Origin of the sequence: Mesorhizobium sp. M1E.F.Ca.ET.045.02.1.1 (assembly GCF_003952485.1) — a bacterium.
Classification (GTDB): domain Bacteria; phylum Pseudomonadota; class Alphaproteobacteria; order Rhizobiales; family Rhizobiaceae; genus Mesorhizobium.
This window is the reverse complement of sequence record NZ_CP034447.1, coordinates 2,722,280-2,730,000: the sequence shown is the minus strand read 5'-3', so window position 1 is coordinate 2,730,000 and position 7,721 is coordinate 2,722,280. Positions and strand designations below refer to the sequence as shown.

Sequence of the window (7,721 nt, the reverse complement as noted above, 5' to 3'; positions counted from 1 at the left end):
CAGGTCATCGGCTATCTCGGCCAGACCGGCCTCTCCACCGGCCCGCACCTTCACTACGAGCTGATCGTCAACGGCACCAAGGTCGATTCGATGCGCGTCCGCCTGCCGGTCGGCAAGGTGCTGAAGGGCGACGATCTCGTCGCCTTCAAAAAAGAGCGCGAACGCATCGACGACCTGCTCAAGCAGGAAGACGGAAATTCGCTGAAGGTCGCCAGCGCCAAGACTGATTCGCAGCTTCCCAACTAATCGCGAGAATCATCCGTTCGCTGCGGCCAGGGCAGCGCCTGTCCAGGCACGGTGAACCAGGCGATGATCGACGACAGCAGGCAAAGCAGCGCCGTGACCGCGGCAACCGCGGCAAAAGCCGAATCGCTTGCCGTAACCCTCAACGCGTCGAGATCGGCCGCGAGCCCTGACGTCGGCGGCTCGCCGAAACCGGGGATGCCGGCAGGATTGCCGGTCGATCGCGCATAGACGAAAGCCGCGAGCGAGCCCATCGCCGCGACCGCGATCAGTCCCCCGATGCGCGAGACGGCGTTGTTGATGCCCGACGCCGCGCCCGTATCCTTGTCCTCGACCGAGGTCATGATCGCCGTCGACAGCGGCGACACCACGAGCGCCATGCCGAGCCCCATCAAACCCATCAGCGGAAAGGTCCCGGTCCAGAAATTATGGATGCCGGCATGGGCGAGCAGGGCCATGCCCGAAAAGGCGATGGCGACGACGAAGCTGCCGGCGGCGATCGGCAGGCGCGGGCCGATCTTGTCGGACCACTGGCCGACCGGCCCCGACAGCAGCGCGATCAAAGCCGACAGCGGCAGGAAGATGAAGCCGACTTCGGCCGAGCTCAGTCCCCAGCCCGCGATCAGAACCATCGGCAGGTAGAACAGGTTCGCCGACAGCGCGAAATAGAGGAAGAAGGTCGCGAGATTTGCGCCGGCGAAAGCGCCGATGCGAAACAGGCCGAGATCGATCATCGGCTCGCGCTGCCAGCGCTCGTAAAGGATGAAGACGAAGAGCAGGACCACGCCGGCGACGATCGCCGGCCCGGCCATCATCCCGCCGCCCTCGGCGTTCATCGCCGTCAATCCGTAGGCCAGCGCCCCGAAGGCGAGTGTGGCAAGCCCGGCGCCCCCGAGATCGAGACTGCGCTTTTCGGTCGGCTGGTCGGCCGGGATCTTGACGAGCAGCAGATAGATCGAAACCAGCCCGAGCGGCAGGTTGACGGCAAAGATCGCGCGCCAGACGCCATTGCCGAAGGTCGACAGCACGAAGCCGCCGAGCACCGGACCGAGCGCCGTCGTCAGCGCCGACGCGGCCGCCCAGATGCCGATCGCCCGGCCGCGCTCCTTCTTCGGATAGGCCTTGGCGATAATAGCGAGGCTGCCCGGCACCATGATGGCCGCGCCAATGCCCTGGATGGCGCGGAAGCCGATCAGCACCGCCGGATTGGGCGCCAGCGCGCAGGCGAGCGAAGCGGCAATGAAAAGCGCGATGCCGGTGACGAAGGCGCGCCTGAGGCCGAATCGGTCGCCGGCCGCACCGCCTGCCAGAATCAGCGCCGAAAGCGTCAGCGCGTAGGCGTTGGAGATCCATTGCGCCTCCGCCAGGCTGGCGCCGAGATTGACGCGCAGCGCCGGCATGGCGATCGCCAGGATCGAACCGTCGATGAAACCGAGCGCCGAAGCAAGGATCGCCGCCACCAGCACGAACTTGCGCCGCGTCTGAGGGCAGAACGTACCGTTCGCGCGAGGCGCGGTCGAAAGCGAATCGGCTGTGGTCTCGTGCGAGGACGCCATGAATGTCTGCTTAGCTCTCCGGCGCATTCCTAACAACGAGCCAGAGGATTGCGATTCTTGAAACCAGCTTGCACTGACCGAATGGCCAGGAGGGCGGCAATCAGGATGCAAACGAACCGTCGCGTGCTAGGTTCCGGCCCGTCGTTTCGAACTTGCGCCAGAGCAATTCCAGGAAAAGTGTGGAACGGTTGGGCTCGGCGACTTCGCCGTAGCCTTCCGTCCGGGATTGCGTAAAAACAAATAGTCTAAGGGGGAAGCCATGAAGCGACCGCTCGAACCGTCGGCCGAAGCGCGCGGGCGCATCGTCGGCATAACCGACGGCGTCTTTGCCATCGCGCTGACCTTGATCGTGCTGGAGATCAGGGTGCCGTCGCATGAAACGGTGCATTCGGAAAGCGAGTTGCTTGCCGCGGTTCTTGCACTCGCGCCGCGGTTCCTGACCTATGCGCTGAGCTTCCTGACGCTGACCATCTTCTGGTTCGGCCAGCAGGCGCAGCACAGCCTGATCGCCAAATCGGACCGGCGACTGGCGACGCTCAATCTCAGCTTTCTCGCCTTCATCGCGCTGTTGCCGTTTTCCACCGACCTGCTGGCCGATTTCCTCGAATTCCGCGTCGCGGCGCTCGTCTACTGGCTGAACCTTCTGATGCTCGGCGTCACGCTGTTCGCGAGCTGGTGGTACGCCGACAGGAACGGCATGCTGATGGAGGACATCGATGCACAAACGCGGCGCACCGTCTATCAGCGCATAGTCAAGGCGCAGATCCTGTGGGCGATCGGCGCAGCGCTTTGCCTCATCACTCCGCTGCTGAGCATCGCCTTCATTTTGCTGGTGCAGCTGATCTATGCCGCCGCACTGCGCGGCTCATTGCTGCGTAAAATCATCGGTTGAGATCCCGCCGACATCCGCGATTGATGGTCCGCCGACGAATTCCACTGTGACGCCTGGCGACACCAGCTTGGCGAGTTCGCGCGCGTCCCAGTTGGTCAGGCGAACGCAGCCATGGCTTTCGGTCTTGCCGATCTTGGAGGGATCGGGCGTTCCGTGGATGCCGTAGGTCGGCTTGTCCAGCGCGATCCAGACCGAACCCACCGGACCGTTCGGCCCCGGCGGGATGGTCAGGATCTTGTCGTTCTGGCCCTGCTTGAAATTGATGTTGGGGTTGTAGGTGTAATTCGGGTCGAGCGCGACGCGCGACACGGTATGGATGCCGGTCGGCGACGGCGTGTCGGCCGAGCCGATGGTAGCCGGATAGGCCGCGACCAGCTTGCCGCCCGCGTCATAGGCGAAGACTTCCTTCTTGTCCTTGTCGGCTACGATGCGGGCAACTGCCGTCGACACCAGCTGGCCGAAATTGGCGACCTTGATGATCGTGCCGGGGCGGGTGAAGTCGAGCCCCTTGTTGAGTGACTTCAGATAGCCTTCGTCCATGTGGAAGCGCTCGGCCAGCGCCTCGGTGACGGAGGTATAGCCCATGCGGTCGAGCTTGGCCTTCTGGCTGTAATCCTCCGGGATCGAAGCGACATAGGGCCCGGCCGCGTCCTCGGGCGTGATCGTATAGGAAGCGAAGGCGTCGCCGCCCGACTGGGCGAGCGCCGTCTTGATGCCGACGGCGTCGGTCGATTTCAGATTGCTGCCGGTGATCTGGTTGTAGGCGGCCAAGGCCTTGTCGACGTTGGAACCAAAGCGCCCGTCGATGACACCCGGCGAGGCGCCGGCGCGGTCGAGCAGCACTTGAAGGTCGGCCACGTCCTGGCGCACGCCGAGCGACAACGACGGATCGACGGTGGCCTTGCCGCCCGTGTCCGGCGGCAGCGCGGCCTGGGTGTCCGGATTGGTCTGCAGCACTTCGCCCTGGTCCGGCTGCGCGGGATCGATCGATGCCTCGTTCAGCGGCTGGCGCCCGATGGCGTCCGACTTCGGCGCCTCCGGATAGGTGGTAGCGTAGCCCTCGTCGTTCGGCGCCGGCGGATAGGCATCGACGGAATTGTCGTTATAGGGATCGTTCTCATCGACCGGCGGCGGAATGACCCTGCCCTCTTCTTCCAGTTGCTTGCGGCGGAAGCGGGCCATGTCGTCGGGATTGTCGAGATAGTAGCGGTCGTCGTCCTCGACCGGCGCGCGGCCGAGCTCCTGCATCCGTAGCTGACGGCGAAGCGCCCGGCGATCGAGCCTGCTCTGCGGCGGCTGGATGGCGATGACCTTGCCGGTGTCGGCATCGACAAGCACCCGGTTGCCCCTGGCGTCGTAATAGATGTCGATATTGCCGTCCTGGGCGAGCACGAACGCGCCGTGCAGCGCGGGCCGCGCCGTCTTCTCAACGTCATCTCCGCTCGGCGCCGCGAATGCACTGGAAGACACCAGCCCGGCCGCGAGTGCCGAAAGGGAAAAGATCGTGCGCAGCATGGGGGTCAGGCTCTCCGGTCGGCATGGTCTTGGCGGGCGAACCCTTCGCCTGCAAAACCAGTTACCGAAATTAAGGTTCCAACATGAACCGGGCATGAAGATGGCGGATTTCCAGCGTTTCACCATGATCCCGAACCGAATGTCAGCCCAGCCCCAGTTCGCTGCGTGCCAGTTTCGTCAGCTTCCGCACAACCAGGCGGTGGCTTTCGCGCAGATAGTCCTTCAGCGCCGCATCATCCATGCTCTGGCTTGTCTGACGCTGGATCCATTTCATACCGCGCGAGGCGAGATAGGGCGCGGGCCGGCAGCCCGGCTGCTCCTTCAGCACGTCATAGGCCATGTCGGAGCATTTGAAGGTGACGAAGACTTGGCCCGCCCGGTCGTGTCCGCCGATCGCGAACACCTTGCCGCCGACCTTCCAGACATGGGCGCCGCCCCATTGCACGACATGCGTCGCGGCGGGCAGCGAAGCGCAGAAGCCGTCATAGTCCTCGAGCTTCAATGGAATCGCCCCTTCCGATAACCGAGACCGATACGGTTTTGCGGTACGGCCCCGTCAAAAAGCAAGAGCGCGCCGCACCGATCCGGTGCGACGCGCCCCTGTACCTGCTTTCTGGCTCGAATCAGGCGGCGGCTTCGGTCGCCACCACGGTCGGCTTCGAGCGGAAGTTCAGGCGATCGGAGCCGGCGGTGACCTTGACGGTCGAGCCGTCGAGGATTTCGCCAAGCAAGATCTTTTCCGCCAGCGGATCCTGCAATTCCTTCTGCATCACCCGCTTCAGTGGCCTGGCACCATAGGCCGGATCGTAGCCCTTCGACGCCAGCCACTCGATCGCATCGTGGTCGAGCGACAGCGTGATCTTGCGATCGACAAGCAGGTTCTCCAGCCGCCTGAGCTGGATCTCGACGATGCGGTCCATGTCCTGACGGCGCAACCGGTGGAACAGGATCACCTCGTCGACGCGGTTGAGGAACTCCGGACGGAACGACGCCTTGACGACATTCATCACCTCGTCGCGCACTACGTCGACGTCCTGGTCCTCGCTGAGATCGACCAAATAGGTGGCGCCAAGGTTGGAGGTCATGATGATCAGCGTGTTGCGGAAGTCGACCGTACGGCCCTGGCCATCGGTGAGCCGGCCGTCGTCGAGCACCTGCAACAGCACGTTGAACACGTCCGGATGCGCCTTCTCGATCTCGTCGAACAGCACGACCTGGTAAGGCCGGCGCCGCACCGCTTCGGTGAGCGCGCCGCCCTCCTCATAACCGACATAGCCGGGAGGCGCGCCAATCAGCCGGGCGACCGAATGCTTCTCCATGAACTCCGACATGTCGATACGCACCATGGCGTTCTCGTCGTCGAACAGGAAGGCGGCGAGCGCCTTGGTCAGTTCCGTCTTGCCGACGCCGGTCGGGCCCAGGAACATGAACGAGCCGATCGGCCGGTTCGGATCCTGCAGGCCCGCGCGGGCGCGGCGCACGGCTTTCGACACCGCCTGCACGGCTTCACCCTGGCCGACGACGCGCTTGCCGATCTCGTCTTCCATGCGCAAGAGCTTCTCGCGCTGTCCCTCCAGCATCTTGTCGACCGGGATGCCGGTCCAGCGCGACACGACATGGGCGACGTGGTCGGGCGTGACCACCTCTTCCACCATGCCGGCCTTGCCGTCCTGGGCTTCGGCTTCCTTGAGCTTCTTCTCCAATTCCGGGATCTTGCCATAGGCAAGCTCGCCGGCGCGCTGGAACTCGCCCTTGCGCTGGGCGATGGCAAGCTCATTGCGCATCTCGTCGAGCTGCTTCTTCAGGTCCGCGGCGAGGCCGAGCTTCTGCTTTTCGGCCTGCCACTTGGTCGTCAGCTCGGTCGACTGCTCCTCGAGGTCGGCCAGATCCTTCTCCAGCTTTGCCAGCCGATCCTTCGAGGCATCGTCCTTCTCGACCTTCAGCGCCTCGCGCTCGATCTTGAGCTGCATGATGCGGCGGTCGATCTCGTCCAGCGCCTCGGGCTTCGAATCGACCTGCATCCTCAGCCGCGACGCGGCCTCGTCGACCAGGTCGATCGCCTTGTCAGGCAGGAAACGGTCGGCGATGTAGCGGTTGGAAAGCGTCGCGGCCGACACCAGCGCCGAATCGGAGATGCGCACCTTGTGGTGCTGCTCGTACTTCTCCTTCAGGCCGCGCAGGATCGAGACGGTGTCCTCGACCGTCGGCTCGTCGACGAAGACGGGCTGGAAGCGGCGGGCAAGCGCGGCGTCCTTCTCGACATGCTTGCGGTATTCGTCGAGCGTGGTCGCGCCGACGCAGTGCAGCTCGCCGCGCGCCAGCGCCGGCTTCAGAAGGTTCGACGCATCCATCGCGCCGTCCGCCTTACCGGCACCGACCAGCGTGTGCATCTCGTCGATGAACAGGATGATATTGCCGTTGGCGGACGTAACCTCGTTGAGCACGGCCTTCAGCCGCTCCTCGAACTCGCCGCGATATTTGGCGCCGGCGATCAGCGCGCCCATGTCGAGCGCCATCAATTGCTTGTCCTTGAGCGATTCCGGCACGTCGCCATTGACGATGCGCAGCGCCAGGCCTTCGGCGATCGCCGTCTTGCCGACGCCGGGCTCGCCGATCAGCACGGGGTTGTTCTTGGTGCGCCGCGACAGCACCTGGATAGTGCGGCGGATCTCGTCGTCGCGGCCGATGACCGGATCGAGCTTGCCCGCGCGGGCGTCGGCGGTGAGGTCCCGCGCATATTTCTTCAGCGCGTCATAACCCTGTTCGGCATTGGCCGAATCGGCGGTGCGACCTTTGCGAACGTCGTTGATGACCTGGTTCAGCGCCTGCGCGGTGACGCCGGCCTTGGCCAGGATGTCGGCGGTCTTGGCCGACTTTTCCATGGCGAGCGCCTGCAGCAGCCGCTCGACGGTGACGAAACTGTCGCCGGCCTTCTTGGCCAGTTCCTCGGCGGTCGAGAACACCTTGGCGAGCGGCTGGGCGAGATAGAGCTGGCCGTTACCGCCTTCCACCTTCGGCATCGCTTCCAGCGCCGCCTCGACGCCGAGCTTGACGTCGCGGACACGGCCGCCGGTGCGCTCGATCAGGGACGCGGCGAGGCCCTCGTCGTCGTCGACGAGCACCTTGAGCATATGCTCTGGAGTGAATTGCTGGTGGTTGCGCGAGAGCGCCATGGTCTGCGCGGACTGGATGAAACCGCGCACGCGCTCCGAGTATTTTTCAAGATTCATATCTGTCTCCTTCCGTCACCGGCCCGCTTTGCGGCACCGGATCAGATTGCGGTGACGGACCCGCTCATTCGAGCCGAGCCCTGTTCAGCCGAGATATGGTGTATGGGCGAAGGTCTCTCAAGACGCCTTGATGTCGGTCAAAACAGAATATTCCAATGCATGTCGCCCGAAGTGCACCAGCGGTTCTGGGAGAACGACATGCGTCCAAACAAAGACTTGAAACAGCGAACTGAAAGATCCGCCACGCGCTTCAGGCGCGCACAAACGTAAACGGCGGAGATTTCT

At 64.1% G+C, this 7,721-nt stretch carries 6 protein-coding genes (1 of these 6 cut by a window edge); 2 read left to right on the top strand and 4 right to left on the bottom strand.

Annotated features, from left to right (window positions below; all coding sequences use genetic code 11):
* Positions 1-246, top strand: partial view of a M23 family metallopeptidase gene (locus EJ070_RS13270; protein WP_126095736.1) — the 3' end only. 1,734 nt of this gene lie to the left of the window's left edge; 246 of the gene's 1,980 nt are visible here — the last part of the coding sequence; the start codon falls outside the window, past its left edge; it ends in the stop codon at positions 244-246.
* On the opposite strand, the gene EJ070_RS13265 is transcribed toward EJ070_RS13270, so the two are convergent.
* Positions 243-1,799, bottom strand: coding sequence for an MFS transporter (locus tag EJ070_RS13265; protein WP_126091771.1), 1,557 nt, complete (start codon positions 1,797-1,799; stop codon positions 243-245). The genes EJ070_RS13270 and EJ070_RS13265 overlap by 4 nt on opposite strands.
* 259 nt (positions 1,800-2,058) lie before the next feature.
* On the opposite strand from EJ070_RS13265, the gene EJ070_RS13260 reads away from it, so the two are divergent.
* The gene (locus tag EJ070_RS13260; protein ID WP_126091770.1) at positions 2,059-2,691 is read left to right on the top strand and encodes a TMEM175 family protein; all 633 of its coding nucleotides are present in this window, start codon (positions 2,059-2,061) and stop codon (positions 2,689-2,691) included.
* Here the strand turns inward: EJ070_RS13260 and EJ070_RS13255 are convergent.
* The 3 genes from EJ070_RS13255 to clpB form a co-directional block, all read right to left on the bottom strand.
* Positions 2,665-4,206 (bottom strand): L,D-transpeptidase family protein, encoded by a 1,542-nt coding sequence (locus EJ070_RS13255; protein ID WP_126091769.1) that lies wholly within the window; start codon positions 4,204-4,206, stop codon positions 2,665-2,667. The genes EJ070_RS13260 and EJ070_RS13255 overlap by 27 nt on opposite strands.
* Positions 4,207-4,348: 142 nt before the next feature.
* Complete coding sequence (locus EJ070_RS13250) at positions 4,349-4,708, bottom strand: MmcQ/YjbR family DNA-binding protein (RefSeq protein WP_126091768.1); 360 nt, start codon at positions 4,706-4,708, stop codon at positions 4,349-4,351.
* Positions 4,709-4,829: 121 nt separating this feature from the next.
* Entirely contained in the window at positions 4,830-7,436 is a 2,607-nt protein-coding gene (gene clpB / locus EJ070_RS13245) for an ATP-dependent chaperone ClpB (protein WP_126091767.1), read from the bottom strand.
* Between the last annotated feature and the right edge of the window lie 285 nt (positions 7,437-7,721).